This is a genomic window from Nonomuraea sp. NPDC048892, from assembly GCF_040649735.1.
Taxonomy (GTDB): Bacteria; Actinomycetota; Actinomycetes; order Streptosporangiales; family Streptosporangiaceae; genus Nonomuraea; species Nonomuraea maheshkhaliensis.
Genome location: NZ_JBEZFZ010000007.1, coordinates 320180 through 341027, shown reverse-complemented (window position 1 = coordinate 341027; position 20848 = coordinate 320180). Strand labels below are relative to the sequence as shown.

The 20848-nt window shown below is 72.3% G+C and carries 20 protein-coding genes; 8 read left to right on the top strand and 12 right to left on the bottom strand.

Features of this window, described 5'->3' with window-relative positions; all coding sequences use genetic code 11:
* Positions 1 to 206: 206 nt before the first annotated feature.
* The 3 genes from AB0C28_RS25640 to AB0C28_RS25630 form a co-directional block, all read right to left on the bottom strand.
* The gene (locus AB0C28_RS25640) at positions 207 to 947 is read right to left on the bottom strand and encodes a LytTR family DNA-binding domain-containing protein (RefSeq protein ID WP_357852025.1); all 741 of its coding nucleotides are present in this window, start codon (positions 945 to 947) and stop codon (positions 207 to 209) included.
* A gap of 66 nt (positions 948 to 1013) precedes the next feature.
* Positions 1014 to 2210, bottom strand: a complete 1197-nt coding sequence (locus tag AB0C28_RS25635) for a histidine kinase (RefSeq protein WP_357852022.1) — start codon at positions 2208 to 2210, stop codon at positions 1014 to 1016.
* Positions 2211 to 2274: 64 nt separating this feature from the next.
* The gene (locus AB0C28_RS25630) at positions 2275 to 2871 is read right to left on the bottom strand and encodes a molybdopterin-dependent oxidoreductase (protein ID WP_346115448.1); all 597 of its coding nucleotides are present in this window, start codon (positions 2869 to 2871) and stop codon (positions 2275 to 2277) included.
* 152 nt (positions 2872 to 3023) lie between these two features.
* On the opposite strand from AB0C28_RS25630, the gene AB0C28_RS25625 reads away from it, so the two are divergent.
* Positions 3024 to 3311: a YiaA/YiaB family inner membrane protein gene (locus tag AB0C28_RS25625; RefSeq protein WP_357852016.1), complete on the top strand. Its 288-nt coding sequence runs from the start codon at positions 3024 to 3026 to the stop codon at positions 3309 to 3311.
* 63 nt (positions 3312 to 3374) lie between these two features.
* Here the strand turns inward: AB0C28_RS25625 and thiI are convergent, their stop codons facing one another.
* The 3 genes from thiI to AB0C28_RS25610 form a co-directional block, all read right to left on the bottom strand.
* Entirely contained in the window at positions 3375 to 4571 is a 1197-nt protein-coding gene (gene thiI, locus AB0C28_RS25620; protein ID WP_357852013.1) for a tRNA uracil 4-sulfurtransferase ThiI, read from the bottom strand.
* A 62-nt stretch (positions 4572 to 4633) separates the two neighbouring features.
* Positions 4634 to 5299: a response regulator transcription factor gene (locus AB0C28_RS25615; protein ID WP_357852010.1), complete on the bottom strand. Its 666-nt coding sequence runs from the start codon at positions 5297 to 5299 to the stop codon at positions 4634 to 4636.
* Between the two features lie 98 nt (positions 5300 to 5397).
* The gene (locus tag AB0C28_RS25610) at positions 5398 to 6498 is read right to left on the bottom strand and encodes a DUF5931 domain-containing protein (protein ID WP_358077934.1); all 1101 of its coding nucleotides are present in this window, start codon (positions 6496 to 6498) and stop codon (positions 5398 to 5400) included.
* Positions 6499 to 6611: 113 nt separating this feature from the next.
* Between AB0C28_RS25610 and AB0C28_RS25605 the strand changes: the two genes are divergently transcribed.
* Together AB0C28_RS25605 and AB0C28_RS25600 are read left to right on the top strand one after the other, a co-directional pair.
* On the top strand, positions 6612 to 7463 hold the full coding sequence (locus AB0C28_RS25605) for an MHYT domain-containing protein (protein ID WP_357852004.1): 852 nt from the start codon (positions 6612 to 6614) through the stop codon (positions 7461 to 7463).
* Positions 7464 to 7525: 62 nt separating this feature from the next.
* On the top strand, positions 7526 to 8368 hold the full coding sequence (locus AB0C28_RS25600; RefSeq protein ID WP_357852001.1) for an MHYT domain-containing protein: 843 nt from the start codon (positions 7526 to 7528) through the stop codon (positions 8366 to 8368).
* Positions 8369 to 8518: 150 nt separating this feature from the next.
* On the opposite strand, the gene AB0C28_RS25595 is transcribed toward AB0C28_RS25600, so the two are convergent.
* From AB0C28_RS25595 to AB0C28_RS25585, 3 genes are all read right to left on the bottom strand, one after another.
* Positions 8519 to 9544 (bottom strand): 6-phosphofructokinase, encoded by a 1026-nt coding sequence (locus tag AB0C28_RS25595; protein WP_346112626.1) that lies wholly within the window; start codon positions 9542 to 9544, stop codon positions 8519 to 8521.
* Between the two features lie 169 nt (positions 9545 to 9713).
* Positions 9714 to 11072, bottom strand: coding sequence for a N,N-dimethylformamidase beta subunit family domain-containing protein (locus AB0C28_RS25590; protein ID WP_358077931.1), 1359 nt, complete (start codon positions 11070 to 11072; stop codon positions 9714 to 9716).
* A gap of 52 nt (positions 11073 to 11124) precedes the next feature.
* Positions 11125 to 12030 carry a beta-propeller fold lactonase family protein gene (locus AB0C28_RS25585; RefSeq protein WP_358077928.1) on the bottom strand — a complete coding sequence of 302 codons (906 nt, stop codon included), beginning with the start codon at positions 12028 to 12030 and terminating at the stop codon, positions 11125 to 11127.
* A 64-nt stretch (positions 12031 to 12094) separates the two neighbouring features.
* Here AB0C28_RS25585 and AB0C28_RS25580 point away from each other — a divergent pair, with 64 nt between their 5' ends.
* Positions 12095 to 12988, top strand: coding sequence for a bifunctional helix-turn-helix transcriptional regulator/GNAT family N-acetyltransferase (locus tag AB0C28_RS25580; protein WP_358077925.1), 894 nt, complete (start codon positions 12095 to 12097; stop codon positions 12986 to 12988).
* A 135-nt stretch (positions 12989 to 13123) separates the two neighbouring features.
* Here the strand turns inward: AB0C28_RS25580 and AB0C28_RS25575 are convergent, their stop codons facing one another.
* Positions 13124 to 14146, bottom strand: a complete 1023-nt coding sequence (locus AB0C28_RS25575; protein ID WP_358077922.1) for an alkaline phosphatase PhoX — start codon at positions 14144 to 14146, stop codon at positions 13124 to 13126.
* A gap of 240 nt (positions 14147 to 14386) precedes the next feature.
* Positions 14387 to 14854 (bottom strand): DNA starvation/stationary phase protection protein, encoded by a 468-nt coding sequence (locus tag AB0C28_RS25570; RefSeq protein ID WP_346112621.1) that lies wholly within the window; start codon positions 14852 to 14854, stop codon positions 14387 to 14389.
* A 116-nt stretch (positions 14855 to 14970) separates the two neighbouring features.
* Between AB0C28_RS25570 and AB0C28_RS25565 the strand changes: the two genes are divergently transcribed.
* Together AB0C28_RS25565 and AB0C28_RS25560 are read left to right on the top strand one after the other, a co-directional pair.
* Positions 14971 to 15972, top strand: coding sequence for a MerR family transcriptional regulator (locus AB0C28_RS25565; protein ID WP_358077919.1), 1002 nt, complete (start codon positions 14971 to 14973; stop codon positions 15970 to 15972).
* Positions 15969 to 18587 (top strand): VIT domain-containing protein, encoded by a 2619-nt coding sequence (locus tag AB0C28_RS25560; protein WP_357851983.1) that lies wholly within the window; start codon positions 15969 to 15971, stop codon positions 18585 to 18587. The genes AB0C28_RS25565 and AB0C28_RS25560 overlap by 4 nt, the downstream gene beginning before the upstream one ends.
* Before the next feature lie 153 nt (positions 18588 to 18740).
* Here the strand turns inward: AB0C28_RS25560 and AB0C28_RS25555 are convergent, their stop codons facing one another.
* On the bottom strand, positions 18741 to 19004 hold the full coding sequence (locus tag AB0C28_RS25555; RefSeq protein ID WP_357851980.1) for a YciI family protein: 264 nt from the start codon (positions 19002 to 19004) through the stop codon (positions 18741 to 18743).
* Positions 19005 to 19078: 74 nt separating this feature from the next.
* On the opposite strand from AB0C28_RS25555, the gene AB0C28_RS25550 reads away from it, so the two are divergent.
* A complete protein-coding gene (locus AB0C28_RS25550) occupies positions 19079 to 19747 on the top strand; it encodes a Crp/Fnr family transcriptional regulator (protein WP_357851977.1) in 669 nt (222 codons plus the stop codon).
* Between the two features lie 142 nt (positions 19748 to 19889).
* A complete protein-coding gene (gene mmuM / locus AB0C28_RS25545; RefSeq protein ID WP_357851974.1) occupies positions 19890 to 20756 on the top strand; it encodes a homocysteine S-methyltransferase in 867 nt (288 codons plus the stop codon).
* Positions 20757 to 20848 lie beyond the last annotated feature (92 nt).

Here is a 20848-nt window from a genome sequence, read left to right as displayed (position 1 = left end):
CATGGGGCCCGGCATGGGGCCCGGCATGGGGCCCGGCATGGGGCCCGGCATGGGGCCCGGCATGGGGCCCGGCATGGGGCCCGGCATGGGGCCCGGCATGGGGCCCGCCCTGAGGCCCGGTCTGGGGCACGGCATCGTCCGGGCGGCCGGGCGCGGCGGGCCGCCGGGACCCGGCGACGCGCCGCGCGGCGTTCACCGGGCCGCCCTCACGCGATCACGTCGCGGTGCTGGCGGACGAGCTGCTCGCGCACCTGCCGGCTGTGCCTCCTGCTGACCTGCAGTTCCTCGGTGCCGACGGTGAGCGTCACCCGCCCGCCTTCGAACCTGAGCTCGCTGACGTGGCGGGCCGCGACGAGCGTGCTGCGGTGGACGCGGATGAAGCCCGCCTCCGCCCAGCGCCGTTCGAGAGCGGCCAGCGACATGCGCACGAGGTAGCTGCCGTCGGCGGTGTGCAGGCGCACGTAGTCGCCCTTGGCCTCGGCGTACCAGACGGCCTGCTGCGGCACGAACCTGGTGCGCCCGCCCAGCTCGACCGGGATGACGTCGTCCTGGCCCGGCGCGGGAGCGGGGCCGCTGGCGGCCTCCAGCCTGCGCACCGCCTCGGCCAGCCGCTCGGCCCTGACCGGTTTGAGCAGGTAGTCGACGGCCTCCAGCTCGAACGCCTGCACCGCGCACTCCTCGTGCGCCGTGACGAAGACGAGCTTGGGCGGGCTGGGGAAGCCGCCGACGAGCCGGGCGAGGTCGAGCCCGTCGAGGCCGGGCATGCGGATGTCGAGGAAGACCCCGTCTAGCCGCTCGCCGCCGCCGATCATCTGGACCATGTCCTGCAGCGCGGTGACGCCGTCGGCCGCGGTCGTGACGTGTTCGATCCGGTCGTCCTGGCGCAACAGATAGGCGAGCTCCTCCAGAGCAGGCACTTCGTCGTCGACGGCCAGAACTCTCAACATGTCCATCACGCTGCCGTATAAAAGCAGAGGTCACCCGAGCCACGCCAGCATAGCGTAATGATTCGGCTACAGGGAGCTGAGCTGACTCTTGGGCACACGCAGCCGGACCTTGGTGCCCGCGCCGAGCGCCGTCTCCACCACGAGCCCGTAGCCGTCGCCGTAGATCTGGCGCATGCGCAGGTCCACGTTGGCCAGGCCGATGCCGCTGCCCTCGCGGGCGGGGTCCTCGTCGAGCATGCGCCTGGCGCACTCCGGGTCCATGCCGGCGCCGTCGTCCTCGACCGTGATGTGCGCCTCGGGGCCCGCGTCGCGGACGACGACGCGCACCTCGCCGGGGGTGCCGGGGCCGCGCATGCCGTGCTTGATGGCGTTCTCGACCAGCGGTTGCAGGCACAGGAACGGGACCAGCACCGGCAGCACCTCCGGGGACACCTGCATGCTGAAGCGCAGCTTGTCGCCGAAGCGGGCGCGCTCCAGCAGCAGGTAGCGGTCGACGCAGGTCAGCTCGTCGGCCAGGGTGGTGAAGTCGTGGGCGCGGCGCAGCGCGTACCGGGAGAAGTCGGCGAAGTCGAGCAGCAGCTCGCGGGCCCGCGCGGGGTCGGTGCGGACGAACGAGGCGATCGTGGTGAGCGCGTTGTAGACGAAGTGCGGCGAGATCTGCGCGCGCAGGGCGCGCATCTCGGCCTCCAGCGCGCGGCGGCGGGAGCCGTCGAGCTCGGCCAGCTCCAACTGGCCGGAGACCCAGCGGCCGACCTCGGCGACGGTACGCACGAGCGCGGCGCTGACCTCGTCGTCGAAGGCCGCCAGCGCGCCGACCACGGTGCCGTCCACGGTCAGCGGCACCACGACCGCCCCATGCTCGGGCCCATGATCCGGCGCCTCTTCGTCCCGGCACTCGGACCCTCGTGCCCGGCCCGGGAAGACCTGGGTCCGGCCGGCGGCCAGCGCGGCGCGGGCGTAGGTGAGCACGTCGTCGGTGCACGGCCCCTCCCAGGCCAGCGCCGCCTCGGTGGAGGTGATCGCGACAGCGCGGGTGCCGAGCAGGAGGCGCAGATGCCGCACGGCCTTGCGGGCGGAGTCACGGTCGAGGCCGGCCCGCAGGGCGGGGGCGGCCATCGCGGCGAGGTGCAGGGCGGTGAAGGTCGCGTCGTCCGTCCTGTGCTCGCCCGGCGGCGCGGGACGGCACCACAGGAGCCGTGCCAGCACGAGGCCGAGCAGGAAGGTCAGGAGGGAGGACAGCGCCACGCACGCGGTGGTCAGCATGCCGAAACCGTAGCCAACAACCTACCGTGTCCGAAGGAAAACAGGGAGTGAAGACCGGGTGACGTCAGGCGGGGCCTTCGCCGGGTTCTTCCTGGTAGGAGTAGCGCTGCTCGCGCCAGGGGTCGGCCAGGTTGTGGTAGCCGCGCTCCTCCCAGAAGCCCCTGCGGTCCTCCAGGAGGTATTCGACGCCGCGCACCCACTTGACGCTCTTCCACGCGTACAGGTGGGGGACCACGGCGCGCACCGGGAAGCCTCGGTCGGGGCTGAGCGGCTTCTCGTCGAGCTCCAGGGCGAACAGCGTGTCCGGCGCGGCGAAGTCGGCCATCCGCAGGTTGGCGCTGTAGCCGTATTCGGCCCAGATCATCACGTGGCGTACGGCGGGGTCGGGCGGGGCGGCCCGCATGATCGTGGCGGGGGTGACACCGCGCCACTCGTTGGCCATGAGGGAGAACTTGGTGACGCAGTGGAAGTCGGCGACGCGGGTGGTGCGGGGCAGCTGCTCGAACTCGGCCCAGGTGAAGTGGCGTTCCTCGCCGGAGGCGGTGGCGCCGAAGACGCGGAAGTCCCAGGTGTCCGGCTTGAACGCGGGCACCCGGCCGTAGTGGATCACGGGCCGGCCGCGCGGGACGTACTGGCCTGGAGGCAGGCGCGACTCCTCCACGATCACTCCCCTCACCGGTCTCGCGTCTTGGGCCATCCTGCCATCGGAGCGACGGCGGCTCGCGCCCGGGTACGCGACCGTCATCCTACTCATGGGTAACTTGAGTACGAATCCTCATGTGCGGGACATGCGCGCGCAGGCACGATGACCGCATGACGAAGCCCATCCAGCCCACGCGGACCGCCGCCTTCTACGCCCAGGCGGTCCTGTCGTTCGCCGTCTCGCTGATCTCGATGATCATCGCCCTGGCCTATCTGCCCGCGCAGGCGTGGGTGAAGGCCTTCCTCGCCCTCGGCCTGCTCTACGTCGTCACCTCGACGATCACCCTGTGCAAGGTGGTGCGCGACCGGCAGGAGCTGTCGGAGGTCACCAACCGGGTCGACCAGGCCAGGCTGGACAAGCTGCTGGCCCAGCACGACCCGTTCAAGGTCGACGCCTGAGCCGCCGTCCCGCCGCCCACGGGGCCGGCGGCGGGGCGGTCACATGCTGCGTCACCGGATGCGTCACAGGGTGTATTCCTGGATCGAGTCGGCCAGCTGCACGCACAGCTCTTCGGCGTCGAGGCGCTTCTCGATCTGCTTGAGGTCCTCGATCTTGGCCCGGGTCTCGGCCCGCTTGGGCGCCAGCAGCGAGCAGCAGTCCTCGTCGGGCAGCTCGGAGATCTCCAGCGTGCCGATGCGCCGGGCCTCGGCCATGATCTCGGTCTTGTCCCAGCCCACGAGCGGGCGCAGGATCGGCAGCTCGACGGCGTTGTCCTGGGCCGTGATGTTGGTCAGCGTCTGCGAGGAGACCTGCCCGAGCGCGTCGCCCGTGATCAGGGCGGCGGCACGGATGCGGTGGGCGACCTCCTCGGCCGTCTTCAGCATCAGCCGCCGCTGCGCGATCACCGCCAGCCGGTCCTGGCCCGAGGTGCGGATCGACTGCTGCGCCTTGCCGAACGGCACCACCCACAGCCGCGACCTGCCCTGGAACCGGTCGAGCTTCCTGACCAGCGCGTACGCCTTGTAGATCGACTCCGAGGTGGTGAACGGGATGCCGGAGAAGTGCAGGAAGTCGACGTGCAGGCCGCGCCGCATCATCCGGTAGGCGGCCACGGGCGAGTCGATGCCGCCCGACATGAGCACCAGCGCCCTGCCGCTGCTGCCGACGGGCAGGCCGCCCTGGCCGGGGATGCCGCCGGTGAAGACGAACACCTCGTCCCTGTCGACCTCGATGAAGACCGTCAGCTCGGGGTTGCTCAGGTCGACCGGCAGGCCGTACTCGTCGTTGATGGCGCCGCCCACCAGCCGGTCGAGCTCGTTGGAGCGCAGCGGGAAGCGCTTGTCGCGGCGGCGGGAGCGGACCGCGAAGCGGGCGCCCCGCTTGGCCTCCTCGCTCTCGCCGACCAGTTCGAGCCCGGCCTTGAGCACCGCGTCGGGGTCTTTGGCGATCCGCCAGGCGCGGTGGATCCAGACCAGCCCCGGCACGTCGGCGACCCGCTGGGCCACCGCGTCGGCCTGCTCGGCGGTGGCGCCCTGGGGCAGGAAGATCGCGATCACGCCGTGCCGCCTGTGTACGTCGGTCTTGACGCCGAGCGGCTGGATCGCCTCGCGGATGTTGCTGACGAGGCGGCGCTCGAAGAGCTCGCGGTTCTTGCCCTTGAGGACGATCTCGCCCAGCTTGAGCAGAACGCACGGCTCGCCCAGGGCGGACATCGTCATGGTGGAACCTCCGGGGATGATGGGAAACGCGCCGTTGATGGCAACGTCGCGACCCATCGAGTTTAGTCCGCGTCGAGTCCCCGCTCGATCGCATATCGCACGAGCTCCACCCGGTTGTGCAACTGGAGCTTGCCGAGGGTGTTCTGCACGTGGTTCTGGACGGTGCGGTGCGAGAGCACCAGCCGTTCGGCGATCTGCCGGTACGACAGCCCCTTGGCGACCAGCCTGAGCACCTCGGTCTCGCGCTCGGTCAGCCGCGGCCGCTCCCCACCGGCTCGCTCGGCCGGCCCGCCGGGGCCGGGCTGCGCGGCCAGCCGCCGGTATTCGCCGAGCACCAGCCCGGCCAGGCCAGGCGTGAACACGGCGTCGCCGTCGGCGGTGCGCCGGACCGCGTCGAGGAACTCCTCCCGGCCCGCCGATTTCACCAGATATCCGGACGCGCCGGCCTTGACCGCCTCCAGGACGTCCTCCTGCTCGGCGCTGGCCGATAACACCAGCACCCTGGGCGCCGGCTCCACCGCGGCCAGCCGCGCGGCCACCTCGGGGCCGGGCAGGTCGGGCAGGTGCAGGTCGAGCACCACCACGTCGGGCCGCACCGCCCCGGCCACGCGTACCGCCTGCCGTCCCTCCCCCACGGCGGCCACGACCTCGTAGCCCGCCTCCGTGAGGTCTCTGGCGACGCCATCGCGCCACATGGGATGGTCGTCCACCACCATGACCCGCACCATGCCGGTCACTCTAACGCGGCGCCCCTGGATCAGGACCAGACCGGGAATCACGCAGGGACGGTGATCACGCTGGGACGGTGATCACGCCGGGACGGTGATCACGCCGGGACGGTGATCTCGACCTCCGTGCCCTGGCCGGGGACGCTCACGATCGACACCCGCCCGCCCAGCTCGGCCACCCGCCCTCTGATCGACCTGGCCACCCCCATCCGCCCGTCGGCCGCCGCCTGCTCCAGCCGGCCGTCGGGGATGCCGGGCCCTTCGTCCCTGACGCTGACGGTCACGGCCCCGTCGCACGACTCGGCCAGGACCCACGCCCGCGCCCCCGTCCCGCAGTGCGCGCGCACGTTGTCGAGTGCGGCCCCCACGGCGGCGGAGAGCTCCTCGGCCACCTCGGTGGGCAGCACCAGCGGCGTGGCCGGGGTGGAGATCGTGACCTCGGGCGAGCCGTGCCGGCCGAGCAGCGCGCGCAGGTCGGCGCCGCCCCGGGGTGGCGGCGGGCCGGCCGCGACGAGCTGGCGCAGCGCCGCCTCCTGCTCACCGGCCAGCCGTCCCAGCTCGGCCGCCTCGCCGCCGAGCCGCTGCCCGCGCCGCTGCACCAGGGCGAGCACCTGCAGCACCGAGTCGTGAATGCCGCGCGCCAGCCGCTCGCGTTCGCGCTGGGCGGCCTCCATCTCGGTGGCGCGCTGCATGCGTTCCTCGGCCCGCCTGGCCAGCCGGGCCACGTCGCCGACCACGACGCCGGCCAGGAACAGCAGGACCGTGCCGTTGATGGAGACGGGCACGTCCTCGGCGCGCACGCGCAGCCACACGTCGCCGGCCGCGACGACGGCGGCGGCCAGCGCCCCGGCCCGCCGGCCTCCGTGCACGGCCCAGGCGAGCACGGAGCCGGCCACCCAGGTCGCGGGCACGGGCAGCGTGCCGGCCTCGCCCTGCTCCGCGCCCTGCACGTACGGGCTGGCCAGCAGGCACGCCACCGTCACGACCAGGTCGGCGGCGAGCAGCGGCCACCGGCGCAGCGCAGCGCGGGAGTAGGCGAACGTGGCCCCCGCGGTCCACAGCGCCATCGCGCCGACGACCAGCCAGCCGAGCACCGGCCGCTCGTAGCCGCCGTGCTGGGCCATGAGGACGGCCGCGTACGCCAGCGAGGCGACGCGGAAGACGGCGATCGCCCGCCAGAACGGGCCCTCGATAGCCATGAGACTCTCTCACGTTTTCCGACACGCGGAGTTGACAGATAGTTTCGATATCCATGCGAATAGGACAAGCCGGATGGCAGAATCCGGGGACCCCTAATGCAAGGAACCGATAGATGACCTCCGCCGTGAATCATTTCACCTATGGGTTGCTCACGCCGTTGCTCGCCTACGTCATGTCCTGCATCGGCTCGATGCTCGGGCTGCGGCTCACCGCGCAGGCGCACGCCTCGCGCGGCGGCGCCCGCGTGCGCTGGCTGCTGGGGGCGGCCATCTCCATCGGGGGCACCGGCATCTGGGTCATGCACTTCATCGCGATGATGGGCTTCGAGGTGGAGGGCATCCAGATCAAGTACGACGTCTGGCTCACCGCGGCCTCGGCGGTGGTGGCCATCGTGGTCGTCGGCACCGGCCTGTTCCTGGTCTCCTACGGGCGCGGGCGCGCCCTCGCGCTGCTCGGCGGGGGCCTGCTCACGGGGCTCGGCGTGGCCTCCATGCACTACCTCGGCATGTACGCCATGAACATGTCCGCCCACGTCTCCTACGACCGCCTCACCGTGGGCCTGTCCGTGGCCATCGCCGTCGTGGCCGCCACGGTCGCGCTCTGGTTCACCCTCCGCGTCAAGCGGCCCATCTGGATCACCGGCGCCGCCCTCGTCATGGGCCTGGCGGTGGCCGGAATGCACTACACCGGCATGTACGCCATGCACGTCTCCGTCGACACCGAGACCACCCCCGTCTCCGGCGCCGACGCGCTCGACTTCCTGGTCCCGCTCATGACCGTGATCAGCCTGATCACCCTGACCATGCTCCTCATGGTGATCCTGTCGCCCTCGGAGGAGGAACTGCACGAGGACGCCGAACTCGTGGCCAAGCTCGAACTGCGCCGCCGCACCGCCCAGCAGCAGCTCACCTACCCCGCCCCGGTGGTGCAGCACCAGCAGCCGATGCAGGCCAGACGAAGGTAGTTGCGCTCGCGACGACTCCCTGTTCATACTCCCTTATCGGTGCGTAAGGGATGGGTGGGGGTATGTCGCCGGTCGATCATTTCTCTTTTGGGCTGCTGACGCCCGTGCTCGCGTACGTGATGTCCAGCGTGGGGTCGATGCTCGGCCTCCTGCTGACCTCGCGCGCGCGGCTGATGGGCGGCCGCGAGGCCAAGTTCTGGCTGGCCGGGGCCGCGTTCGCGATCGGCGGCACCGGCATCTGGACGATGCACTTCATCGCCATGCTCGGCTTCTCCGTGCACGGCTCGGTGATCCGGTACGACGTGCCGCTCACGGCCGCCTCGGCGATCATCGCCGTCGTCGTCGTGGGCATGGGGCTCTTCCTGGCCTCCCACGGCGCCATTCGGGGGGCCGCCCGCGGGAGCGAAGGGACGGGCTACCTGCTCGGCGGCGGCGTCCTGACCGGTCTCGGCGTGGCCGGCATGCACTATCTCGGCATGGCCGCGATGAACATGTCCGGCCTGGTCTCCTACGACCCGCTGATCGTCACGCTGTCCGTGCTGATCGCCATCGCGGCGGCCACGGTGGCGCTGTGGTTCACGCTGCGGGTCAGCGGCGCGCTGCGGATCGGCGGGGCGGCGCTGGTCATGGGCGTGGCCGTCTCGGGCATGCACTACACCGGGATGTACTCGATGTCGGTCTCCGCGCACGCGGAGATGATGCCGGTCGCGGGCGCCCAGGCCGTCGACTTCCTGCTGCCGCTCATCGTGGGCATCAGCCTGATCACGGTCGGCCTGCTGCTCACCGTGATCCTGTCGCCGTCGGAGAAGGAGCTGCGCAGCGAGCAGGAGTACCGGCGGCGGCTGCACGCGCGCGACGACGAGGGCGCGCCGGAGGTGGATCTCTTCGGCACGCCCCGCGCTTGAGCTATGTGATGGGTACGGCTTGCGACGCGTAGTGGGCCGCCGACTCGCTGCGGCGCAAGCCGTACCCCTTGGGGGTTGTAGCGGTAACCCCGCTGCCCCAGAAGGTACGGCCGCCCGCTTTCACGTCACTTACAACCGGCCGGAGAACGGCTAACCGAAGAACACCTCCGCCTCGGAGTAGCGCGACACGGGAACGGTCTTGAGCTCGGCCGTGGCCTCGTCGAGCCCGACCCGGACGATGTCGGTGCCGCGCAGCGCGACCATCTTGCCGTAGTCGCCCTCGTGGGCCGCGTCGATGGCCTGGAGGCCGAACCTGGTGGCCAGCACCCGGTCGTAGGCCGTGGGGGTGCCGCCGCGCTGGATGTGGCCGAGCACCGTGGTGCGGGCCTCCTTGCCGGTGCGCTTCTCGATCTCCTTGGCCAGCACCTCGCCGATGCCGCCGAGGCGTACGTGACCGAAGGCGTCGAGCGTGCCGGCCTGCAGCTCCATCTGGCCCTCGATCGGGTGGGCGCCCTCGGCGACCACGATGATGGGCGAGTAGCGGGTGCGGAAGCGGGACTCGACGTACTCGCAGACGCGGTCGATGTCGAACGGCTTCTCGGGGATGAGGATGACGTTCGCGCCGCCGGCCATGCCCGCGTGCAGGGCGATCCAGCCCGCGTGGCGGCCCATGACCTCACAGATGAGCGCCCGGTGGTGGGACTCGGCGGTGGTGTGGAGCCGGTCGATGGCCTCCATCGCGATGTTGACCGCGGTGTCGAAGCCGAAGGTGTAGTCGGTGCCCGACAGGTCGTTGTCGATGGTCTTGGGCACGCCCACGACGTTGACGTCGCGGTCGTAGAGCTGTTTGGCGACGCCCAGGGTGTCTTCCCCGCCGATGGCGATCAGCGCGTCGACACCGGTCGAGGCGAGGTTCTCCTTGATCCGGTCGACCCCGCCCTCGATCTTGATCGGGTTGGTCCTGGAGGAGCCCAGTATGGTTCCTCCACGTGGCAGGATGCCGCGGACCGAGCCGATGTCCAGCGGCATCGTGTCGCCTTCCAAGGGGCCGCGCCAGCCGTCGCGGAAGCCGACGAACTCGTGGCCGTAAACGCTCACCCCCTTACGCACCACTGCCCTGATCACGGCGTTCAGGCCGGGGCAGTCGCCGCCTCCGGTGAGCACTCCAATACGCATGGCGGGTTCCTCCCGATAGGGGGTCACGAACCAGACCTTCATGTCAGACTCGCATTGTGCCCGCCCTCACACGCAGTGGTCTAGACCAAACGCCAGGGCCCGTGACTAAACCCTGATTTGGCGGAGATTTCGTGCACGTGTCGGCCACCGACACCCCGGACGGCAGGGGTTATAGCCCTCGTTCTCCCCGAAAACGGGCAGGCTTTCCGGCCGGCCCCGCGGCGAAGCGGGTGAGCACGTTGGTCGTCGCGCGCCGGGCGAAGGCGGCGGCCGCCTCGGTGACGCCGTGGCCGCAGTGCCGGCCGCGCAACGCGCACACCCAGCGCATCGTGCCGGAGGCGAAGACCCCCGCCCCGCTCGGCGCCGTGTAGTACGTGCTGTGCGCGACGCTCGCCCGGCCGCCGCACGAGAACGGCGACTCGGCCAGCACCTGGACGTCACGTGGCGAGCCCCGCGAGACCCGGTCGGTCTCCACGCCCACCATCCCGGGGAAGCTGCGGCCCTTGGTCCCGGCGAAGATCCAGTGGCCCGGCCTGGTGACCCGGTAGGCGCCCTCGGCCGGGAAGCAGTCGTACATCTGCCCCACCAGCGCGCTCTCCGGCTTCGACTCGCGCCACAGGCGGCAGACGTCCTCCTTGTCGCACACGACCTTCCTGCCGTCCATGGCGATGCGCCAGTAGACGGCGTTGGCGCCGAGGAAGGCGAGGTTCGTGCCGTGGTCCCTGGCCCTGGTGACCACCTGGCGCATGGCCGGCGACCAGTACTCGTCGTGGCCAAGCGACACCACCGCGCGGGCCCCGTCGAGCGCGCCCGGTTCGAGGTCGAGGCTGGTCAGGTACGCCAGCGGCACGCCGCTCGCCTCGGCCACGGCCAGGGCCTCCTTCTCGAAGTCGAGGAAGAGGCGGGCGCCGGTGCCGTCGTAGGGGCGGTCGAAGGTGACGGCGCGGGAGCGGTCCGCGTACCCGGAGGGGCCTGTGTAGAGGCTGCGCCCGCCCCACAGGTTGTACGCCTGCCAGGTGGTGACCGCGTTCACGATCACCACCCGCCCGGCGGTGGAGGCCGAGCGCACGGTGATCGGGACGTAGCGCTGGGCACCGGTGGAGGCGTCGAGCCGGATGAGGTACGCGCCCTCGGCCCAGCCCGTGGTGTCCACGGTCAGCGACGGGGTCCAGTGGGCGGCGCTCACCGTGCCGCGTACGAGCCGCATCGGCGCCTGCCGCGTCCCCTTGACCCGCTCCGACTGCCACACCTTGGCCGGGTTCGCCCCCATACGGAAGGCACTGGCCGTGAAGCGCGGCGCGGTCGTGGAGACGCGCAGGCCGAACCGCTCCCCCGGCAGGACGCTCACCCGGTCGGCGTACCCCTCGATCTCGTGCTCGGCGCCGGGCCGGGTGATCCGCCACGACTCCTGCACGTCCGGCCGGTCCGGCTCGGCGGCCGGCGCCGCCCTCGGGAGCGGCGGGGCGGCGGGCGGCGGCTCACCGCAGGAGGCGACCAGCAGGACCAGGGCGAGAAAGATCTTGCGCACGAGGCCATGGTCGCCTCCCTCCGGCGCCGGGAGCTCCGGATTGGCGAAGTGATTACCGGATCAGCACGCAGGCCGGACTCTCCACCTCGTACCTCTCTCCCGAGGGCTCGGGGACGCCGTCCCGGAGCGTGAAGATCGTGACCTCGCGGGAGTTCTGGTTGGCCACGTACAGGCGGTCCCCGTCGATCGCGAAGTGCCTGGGCCAGTCGCCGCCCGAGGGCACCTCGGCGACCGGCGACAGGTCGGCGGCGCGCAGCACCGCGATCGTGTTCGGGCCGCGGTTGGCGACGTAGACGAGGTCGCCGTCGAGTTGCAGGTGGGAGGGGGCGTTGTCACCCTCGTGACGGGAGGCGGGCACGGTCGTGCGGCGCTCGCCGTCGATCAGGGTGACGGTGCCGTCGAGCTCGCCCGCCACGTACAGGCGCGAGCCGGAGAAGGCGTAGTGGCGCGGCCCCGTGCCGGGCGGCAGGGTGATCGGCTCCAGCGCGGTGCCGTCGTAGCGGTAGCGGCGGATCTCGTCGGTGCCGAGGTCGGAGACGTGCACGAGCCCGTCGCGGAAGACGACCTGGTGGGCGTGCGGGCCCTCCTGACGGTCCTTGTCGGGGCCCGAGCCCTCGTGGCGCAGCACGATCGGCTCGCCCGCGAACGCGCCCCGCTCATCGAGGTGGTAGAGGGTGGCGGTGCCGTCGCCGTAGTTGGCCACCGCGAGCAGGCCGCCCTCGGGCGCCACGGCGACGTGGCAGGGGTAGGAGCCCTCGCTGGGGCGCTCGTCGAGGGGGCCGCGGTCGCTCCCGTCGGCCTGGAAGGCGGTGAGCCAGCCGCGTTCGAGCTCGCCCACGGCGTACAGGACGGGCTGGGAGGGATGGGCGGCCAGGAACGACGGTGACGTCACCCTGGTGAGCCCGCCGCCGACCGTGACGATGCCGGGGCCGTATCCGCCTATGCGCACGTACTTCACAGCGGGGGTCCTCCTATGGTTGACTGCGGCAATGAGTTCGTTGACGGAAGCAAGGGTCTCTGAGGTGAGAGCCTTCAACCGGTTCTATACGAAGGTGATCGGCGCGCTCCAGGCGGGGATGCTCGACTCGCCGTATTCGCTCACCGAGGCCAGGGTGCTGTTCGAGCTCGCGCAGGCCGAGCGGATGGAGACCGGCGAGCTGCGCGGCCTGCTCGGTCTCGACGCCGGCTACCTCAGCCGCATCCTGACCCGCTTCGAGGCCGACGGGCTGATCACCCGCGAACGCTCCGCCGCCGACGCGCGCAAGCAGCTCGTCCGGCTCACCCGGTCCGGCGACGAGGTCTTCGCCGGGCTCGACGCCCGCTCCGCCGAGGCGATCGGCCGGCTCATGTCCGGCCTGGCCGAGGCCGACCAGGAGCGGCTGGTGTCGAGCATGGCTTCGATCAGGTCCCTGCTGAGCGAGACGGAGCGGGAGCGCGAGCCGTACGTGATCAGGCCGCCGCGCCCCGGCGACCTCGGCTGGGTCGTCGAGCGGCACGGCGCCCTCTACAGCTCCGAGTACGGCTGGGGCATCGAGTTCGAGCAGCTCGTCGCCAGGATCGTCGGCGAACTCGACCTCACCCGCGACACCGGCTGGATCGCCGAGTCCGGCGGCCGGCGCGTCGGGTGCGTCTTCTACGTACGCCAGGACGAGACCACCGCCAAGCTGCGGATGCTGCTGGTCGAACCGTCCGCGCGAGGCCTGGGCCTGGGGCGGCGGCTCGTGGAGGAGTGCCTGCGGCACGCGCGGGCCGAGGGCTGCAAGCGGATCGTGCTGTGGACCCGAGACAGCCTGGTGAGCGCGCGGCGCATCTATCAGGCGGCTGGGTTCGAGCTGGAGTCGCAGGAGGAGGGGGTGGAGAACGGGGTACCGGTCAACGAACAGATGTGGTCCCTCGACCTCCACCCCACCGCCTGAGCCGCCTCCCGTCAGGCACGGAGGGGCCCGCCACTGGCCGCGTCCGCCCGTGTCAGGTGGGGAAGGGGCCCGCCGCCCCTGAACCGGTTGTCGTCAGGCACAGAGGGGGCCACCTCTGAACCGGCCGGCTCGGGGTCAGGGGCGGAAGGGTCCCGCTACCTCGAACGTGTGGCCCTCCGTGCGGCCGCGCCTGGCCGAGAAGTAGAGCCGTTCGCCGCCGGGTGAGAAGGCCAGCCCGGTCAGCTCGGCCCCGTCGTAGCCCTCCAGCCGCAGGAACGGGGTCACCGCGCGGTCGGGCGCGATGACGTCGATCTCCGCGCGCTCCCTGGCGACGTAGAGGTCTCCTGACGGGGCGGCGGTGATGGCCCGCACGCCTTCGCAGAGCCGGTCGAGCGACGAGGTCTGGGCGTCGTAGGCCCACAGCCCGGTGTCGCCCTTGGTGGTGAAGTAGCAGACCCCGCCCGCGTAGTGGCAGCCGTCGCCGCCGTCGAAGTGGCGGGCGTCGTCGACCTGGTGGCGGGCCTCCTTGAGCAGGGCCGCCGGCGACGGCACCGCCTGCCAGCGGCCGGAGCCGCACAGGACCTCCAGCGTGCCCTCGGTCAGGTCACCCCAGTCACCCGGCCGGAACCGGTAGAAGCAGCCGTCGGGCTCGTCCTCGGTCATGTAGATGACGCGCCGCTCTGGGTCGCAGGCGGCGGCCTCGTGCTTGAAGCGGCCCATGGACAGGCGGGGACGCGCGGCCCGCGCGCCGTAGGGGTCGCATTCGAACACACGGCCCCGGTGGCCGAGCTCGCACGACAGCCAGGTGTGCCACGGCGTCGCGCCGCCCGCGCAGTTGAGATCGGTGCCCGACAGGATGCGGTAGGCGTCGGCGACACTGCCGTCGGCGCGGAAGCGCAGCGCGGAGGCGCCGCCGAGCAGGGGCAACTCGGAGTTGGACACGTAGATCCAGCCGGCTCCGTCGGGGAAACAGGCGCCGCCGTCGGGCGCCGCGTGCCACGTCAGGCCGGCGACCTTGTCGCCCGAGCGGGCCACGACCCTGCCGGTGAACCCCGGGGGCAGCGCGAGGCCGCCGGGTCCGGTCAGGCCGAGCGGTCCGTACGGGCTGATGCCGCCCGCCAAGAGCGGGCCCGTGCGGAGGAGAGTCTTGCGGGACATCGTTGGGCCTCCCTCTAGGTGCCACGCTAGTCGACCGCACCGACATGAATGGCAGGGACTCGCGAGTTCAAACTCTGCGCAAACCCCGAAGCCCGCCCCGGCATGCGAAACCCAGCACCGACCTCCGACGGCCGGACACCCGAAACCCAGCACAGGCCTGCGGCTGCCGGACCTGCGAAAGCCCGGGCTCGCGAGCCCGGGCTCTCCGCCCCGCATCAGAGCTGGGCCTGCAACCCCGTATCAGCGCTGGGCCTGGAACATCCAGTGCTGCTTGTCCAGTTCCTGCGTCACCGCGATCAGCAGATCCTGGCTGACCGGATCGGCCTCCTCGGTGGCCCGGATGCGCTCGTACATGCGCTTGCTGATGCCGTCCAGGATGTCCGTCATCGTCGCCGCCACCTTGCCGTCCTCGATCCAGCCGCTCTCCGGCTGAGGCAGCTTCGTGGAACGGGAGACCGTGGCGGAGCGGCCGTCCGGGCTGATCCCGAGGGCGACGGCGCGTTCGGCGATGGTGTCCATGTGGGTTCTGGCCAGCTGGGTGACCTCGTCGAGCTGAAGGTGGAGTGCGCGGAAGTGGGAACCGACGAGGTTCCAGTGCGCCTGCTTGGCGACCAGGGACAGATCGATCAGATCCACCAGGGCGCCTTGAAGGGCTTCCGCGACGGTGTTCTTTGCATCGCCCGAAAGTGGGCCGGTGATCGTAGCCATGCTGTTTCTCCTCCCCGAGGGGTGAGCTTTACACCTGGATCAACCTCCTTCAGGGGGTGGTTCTTCCCACATTCTGCTAGTTGACAGTGTAATAGTGACAGTGTCAGTGTGGTCGTATGAGCGACACCTGGACGATCGGCGAGCTGGCCGAGCACGCGGCGCGCGCCCTGCGCGACAGCGCGCCGCCTCCTGCCAACGGCCGGGTCCGCGACGTGCCCGGGGAGCGGCTGATCAGGTGGTACACGACCATCGGCCTGGTCGACCCGCCCCTGACCCGACGCGGCCGGATCGCCCGCTACGGGCGACGGCACCTGCTCCAGTTGGTGGCGGTGAAACGGCTACAGGCAGCCGGCCGGTCGATCGCCGAGATCCAGGTGGCCCTGGCGGGGGCAACGGACCACATGCTGGAGTCAGCGGCCCACCTCGGCCCCACTCCGGCCCCCATGCCCGGCGCCCTCCCCGACAGCAACACCCACCACGCCGCCGCCCACCGCCTCGACAGCACCCTCCGAGACAACGCCTCCCCAGACAACGCCTCCCCCGGCAGCGCGCCCTCGGACAGCGCATCCCTGGACGGCACGTCCTCTGATGGCACCGCCCCGGGCAACGCACCCCCGGGCTACGCACCCCTGGACAGCGCCCCGCAGGACGGCGCATCCTCGGACAGCGCCTCCCCGGGTGGCACGCCCTTGGGCAGCGCCTCCCCGGACGGCGTCCTCCAGGACGGCGCATCCCTGGGTGGCGCATCCCTGGGTGGCGCATCCCTGGGTGGCGCATCCCTTGAGGACGGGCCCGTGGAAGGAGGCCCGGCCGACGGCGAAGGCGGTAGGCGGGCGACGCGCGGGCGGTTCTGGGCCGAGCGGCCGGACACGGCTAGCGGGCCGGACGCGCCAAAGGCTGCCGGTGCGGCAAAGGCTGCGGGCGCGTCGGACGGGAAGGCGGCAGCGGCGCGGCGGCGGGGCAGAGCCGGTGGTGGGGTGGTTACGGGGGTCAGGCTGGGTGACGGGGTGCGGCTCGTGCTGGACGCGGGGCGGGTCCCGTCGGAGGAGGACGTTCAGGCGGTGCTGGCGGCGGCGGGACCGCTGCTCGCGGTGCTCGAAGAGAGGGAGCTGATATGAAGATCACTTCGCTGGAGCCCGCGCGGTGCCTGCCGGTGCCGGACGCCGGGTTCGGCGCGCTGCTGACCGAGCGTGGCAACCTGCCGCTGGAGAGCGTGGACGTGGCCGCGGACATCTCGGGACTCATCGCCGGGGTCGAGGTCACGCAGGGGTTCAGGAACCCGTTCGACGTCACCTTGGAGGCCACGTACGTCTTCCCGCTGCCCGACCGCGCGGCCGTCACCGCGTTCCGGATGGAGGCCGACGACCGGGTGGTCGAGGGCGTGCTCAAGGAGCGTGGCCAGGCCAGGGCCGACTACGACCAGGCGCTGCGCGAGGGCAGGCGGGCGGCCATCGCCGAGGAGGAGCGGCCCGACGTGTTCACGATCAGGGTGGGCAACATCCTGCCCGGCGAGCGCGTCAGGGTCACGCTGTCGATGAGCCAGCCGCTGCCGTACGAGGACGGCGCGGCCACGTTCAGGTTCCCGCTGGTCGTGGCGCCGCGCTACATCCCCGGCAGGCCGATCGACGGGCCGCCGGCCGGTGACGGCACGGCGCCCGACACCGGCGCGGTCCCCGACGCCTCCAGGATCAGCCCTCCCGTGCTGCTGCCCGGCTTCCCCGACCCGGTGCGGCTGTCGCTGACCGCGCGCGTGGACGCCGCCGGTCTGGAGCTGCGCGAGCTGGCCTCCAGCCTGCACGTCGTGGAGGAGGAGACCGGCGGGCCCGATCAGGCGACCCGTACCGTACGCGTGCGTCCCGGTGAGCGGCTCGACCGTGACTTCGTGCTGCGGCTGTCGTTCGACGCCTCCACGGCGTTGCAGCTCGACGGCCGGGGCACGTTCGCGCTCACCGTGCTCCCGCCGCCGCTGGAGGCTCCGCGCACCCCACGCGACCTGGTGCTGCTGCTCGACCGGTCCGGCAGCATGGGCGGCTGGAAGATGGTGTGCGCCCGGCGGGCCGCCGCGCGCATCGTCGACACGCTGACGCCGCAGGACCGGTTCGCGGTGCTGACCTTCGACTCCGTGGTGGAGCAGGCGTTCGAGGGGATGGCGCAGGCGTCCGACCGCAACCGCTACCGCGCGGTCGAGCACCTGTCCCGGGTGGACGCGCGCGGCGGCACCGAGCTGCTGGAGCCGCTGCGTCAGGCCATCGCCCTGCTGGACGGCGAGAGCGGGCGCGAACGCGTCGTGGTGCTGGTCACCGACGGCCAGGTGGGCAACGAGGACCAGATCCTGGAGCAGGCGGGCGGCGCGCTGTCGGCCATGCGCGTGCACACGGTCGGCATCGACAGGGCCGTGAACGCCGGGTTCCTCGGCCGGCTGGCCGGGCTCGGCGCGGGCCGGTGCGAGCTGGTCGAGTCGGAGGACCGGCTCGACGCGGCCATGGAGCACATCCACCGCAGGATCGGCGCGCCGCTGGTCACCGACCTGGAGATCAAGGAGCTCGACGTCGAGCCCGGCACGGTCACCCATCTCGGGTCGATCTTCCCCGGGGTGCCGCTGCGCGCGTACGGGCGCTACCGCGAGGGCTCGTCGGTCACCGTACGCGGGATGGCGTCGGGCGCGCCGTGGGAGGAGCGGGCCGAGGGCGTGACGGTGGACAACCCGGCCGTCCGCGCCGTCTGGGCCCGCGCCCACCTGCGGGAGCTGGAGGACCGTTACGCCATGGGCGAGCACGGTCTGGAGGACACGATCGTGCGCACGTCGCTCGAGTACGGCGTGCTCTGCCGCTTCACCGCGTACGTGGCCGTCGACACCCGGCAGGTCGCCGGCGAGGGGCCGCAGCACCGGGTGATCCAGCCGGTCGAGCCGCCGAGCGGCTGGGAGATGCCGGCGCCGCCGCCGATGGGCGGAAGTTTCGCGGCCGGCGTGATGCTGGCCGCGGCCCCCGCACCGGCGGCCCCGCCCCGGATGCGCATGCCGTCGGCACCTGGGCTGACCGACCTGGACCAGGGATTCGCCGGCGGCGCCGGACCTGTGCCCGGCAGGCCGGGAGGCGCGCCCGCGTCCGGTGGGCCGGGTAGCGGGAATGTGCCCGGCGGGCCGGAGAGCGGGCCCTTGTTCGGCGGGGGCGAGCCCACGTTCGGCGGGCCGTCCGTGCCCGCCCCTCCCGCCCCTGCGGGGACGGGCAGAGGTGGGTGGTCCGCCCGCCGGCCAGGGTCCGCGGGCGGGCGCGCCGGGCACCGGGTGGAGTCGGTACGCCCCCAACTGGCCGCCGAGCTGGACCGGCTCAACGCCATGCCGCTGCCCGACCCGCTGTACCTGGCCGACCTGGGCACCCGGCTGGCGGCGCTGGCGGCCTACCTCGGAGGCCACGAGGAGCTGGAGCGGCTGGCCGGCGAACTGGAGGCGGCGGAGCGGCCGGGGGCCGACGCGCGAGCACTGCACGACCGCGCCGTCGAGCTCCTGACCAGGCTCCTCGGCGTCGACCGCCCGTCCCCCGGCCCTGGATCCGGCGTCGGCCCAGCCACCGACTCTGGCTCCGGCACCGATCCTGCTGCCGGTCCCGGTACTGCCGGCGGCCCCGGCTCGGGCACCGGTCCTGACCTCGACCCGGGCCGCCGCGGATCCGGCGACGGCTCCCGGTCCGAAGCTGACGGGAGGCGGCGCGGGCCGTTCTGGAAGCGCGGCTGACATCACGACACCGGCGGCTACAGGATCGGGCAACTTGCACGACCTTGTAGCCGTCCACCGCCGTCTACGGACCCGACGATGACTTTCGGCCCGGACCCGACAGCAGACGGCACGATCCCCTCTGAAACGCGGCTGACCTCACCACATGGACGGCTACAAGATCGGGCTCCACTCCCGCAGCAGCACGATCTCGTAGCCGTCCACCGCCGTGTACGGGTCCTGACCGAGGATGTCCCGCAGTTCCGCCTCGTCCGCCACCTCGTACACGTGCAGGGCCCCGCTGTCGTCGGCCCAAGGGCCGGCGGTCACCAGCCGGCCCTGTTCCTTGAGGCGGCGCAGGTGTTCTCGGTGCGCGGGGCGGGCCGCGAGTCGTCTGGGGTCGGTGTCGAAGGCCAATTGCAGCACGTATCTCGCCATGCCCCGTCACGTTAGGGCGCGGTGGCCCGGCCGGTCAGCATCGTGGGTCACGGGGGTGGTGTATCACGGGATACATGACGTACACACTGGCCTGCCTGCCCATGTTCGGCGGGCTCGGCGAGGAGCGGCTGCGCGCGCTGGAGGCGGTGGCCCGCGCGCGGCGGTACGCGGCCGGGCAGGTCCTGTGCACGGAGGGTGACCCGGCCGATCAGCTGATCGTGCTGCTGGAGGGGCGGGTCAAGGCGGGGCGGGTGAGCGCGGAGGGCAGGGAGGTGGTCCTGGCCGTCGAGGCGGCGCCGGTCGCGTTCGACAAGACGGCGCTGCTGGTGGACGGGCCGCACCGGGCCACGCGCACGGCCATGTCGGCGGTGCGGGTCGCCTACCTGCCGCGCGCCGCCGTGATGGAACTGGTCGCCTCGGAGCCGTCCGTGGCGGCGCGGATGCTGCGCACGCTGGCCGCCACCGTGCGGGATCTCGACGAACGGCTGCTGGACGCGGCGACGCGGGACGTGCCGTCGCGGGTGGCCTCCTGGCTGGTACGGCGCTGCGCGGGCGGCCGGGTGCCGCTGCACGGCGGGCAGGCGGGGCTGGGGGCCGAGATCGGGGCGACACGGGTGAGCGTCAACCGGGCCCTACGGGGGTTCGAACGGCGGGGCGTGATCAAGATCGGCGCGGGCGAGGTCCTCGTGCTCGACCCCCACCTCCTGGCCCACCTCGCCGCCCTGCCCACCCCTCCCCCATGACCTCTCGCCGCGAGTATCGCCGGAGTCGCGCGTCCGGCGGTGCCGTGCGATCACGGTGGTGCCGCCACCGGACGGGCCTGGCCTGCCCGGTCGTCTGATCGCCGCGTTCCGGGGCTGTTCGGGCCGCACATACCCTAAATAAGTGACGACACTTGTCCTGGACGGCGGGCTGGCGACGCAGCTCGAAAGGCTCGGCGCGGACCTGCGCGACGAGCTGTGGTCGGCGCGGCTGCTGCTGGAGGAGCCGGAGCTGATCAGGCGCGTGCACGCCGACTTCTTCGCGGCCGGCGCCGACGTGGCCACCACGGCCAGCTACCAGGCCTCACTGCCGGGATTCGCGCGGCGCGGTCTGGACGCGGCCGAGGCGGCGCGGCTGCTGCGGCTGTCGGTCGAGCTGGCGGGGCAGGCCCGGGACGAGGCGGGGCGGGGGCTGGTGGCGGCCTCGGTGGGCCCGTACGGCGCCTATCTGGCCAACGGCGCCGAATACACCGGCGACTACGACCTCGACGAGGACGGCCTGTACGCCTGGCACCTGCCGCGCTGGGAGATCCTGGCGGCGGCCGGGGCCGACCTGCTGGCCTGCGAGACGATCCCGTCCTACCCCGAGGCGCGGGCGCTGGCCAGGCTGCTGCGGAGCACGCCCGAGGTGAAGGCGTGGGTGAGCTTCTCCTGCCGCGACGGCGAGCGGCTCAACGACGGCACGCCGATCCGGCGGGCCGCCGCGCTGTTCACGGGCAATCCGCAGGTGGTGGCCGTCGGCGCGAACTGTACGGCGCCCCGCCACCTGCCCGGGCTGATCTCGTGCCTGTCCGGCCGCCTGCCCGTCGTGGTCTACCCGAACTCGGGCGAGACGTGGGACGCGGCCGGCCGTCGCTGGCTGGGCCTGGCCGACCCGGTGGAGTTCGGCGTGGCCGCCGTGGAGTGGCAGCGGGCGGGCGCGTCGCTGATCGGCGGCTGCTGCCGTACGACCCCCGAACACATCGCCCAGATCCGCGCCCGCCTGACCTGACCCGCCGGCGGGCGCATGGCAAGACCCCGCGCGCAACCGGCGGGCCACCGCAAGAGCCCGCGCACGGTGGGTGCGCGGGTCCTGGGCAGCGA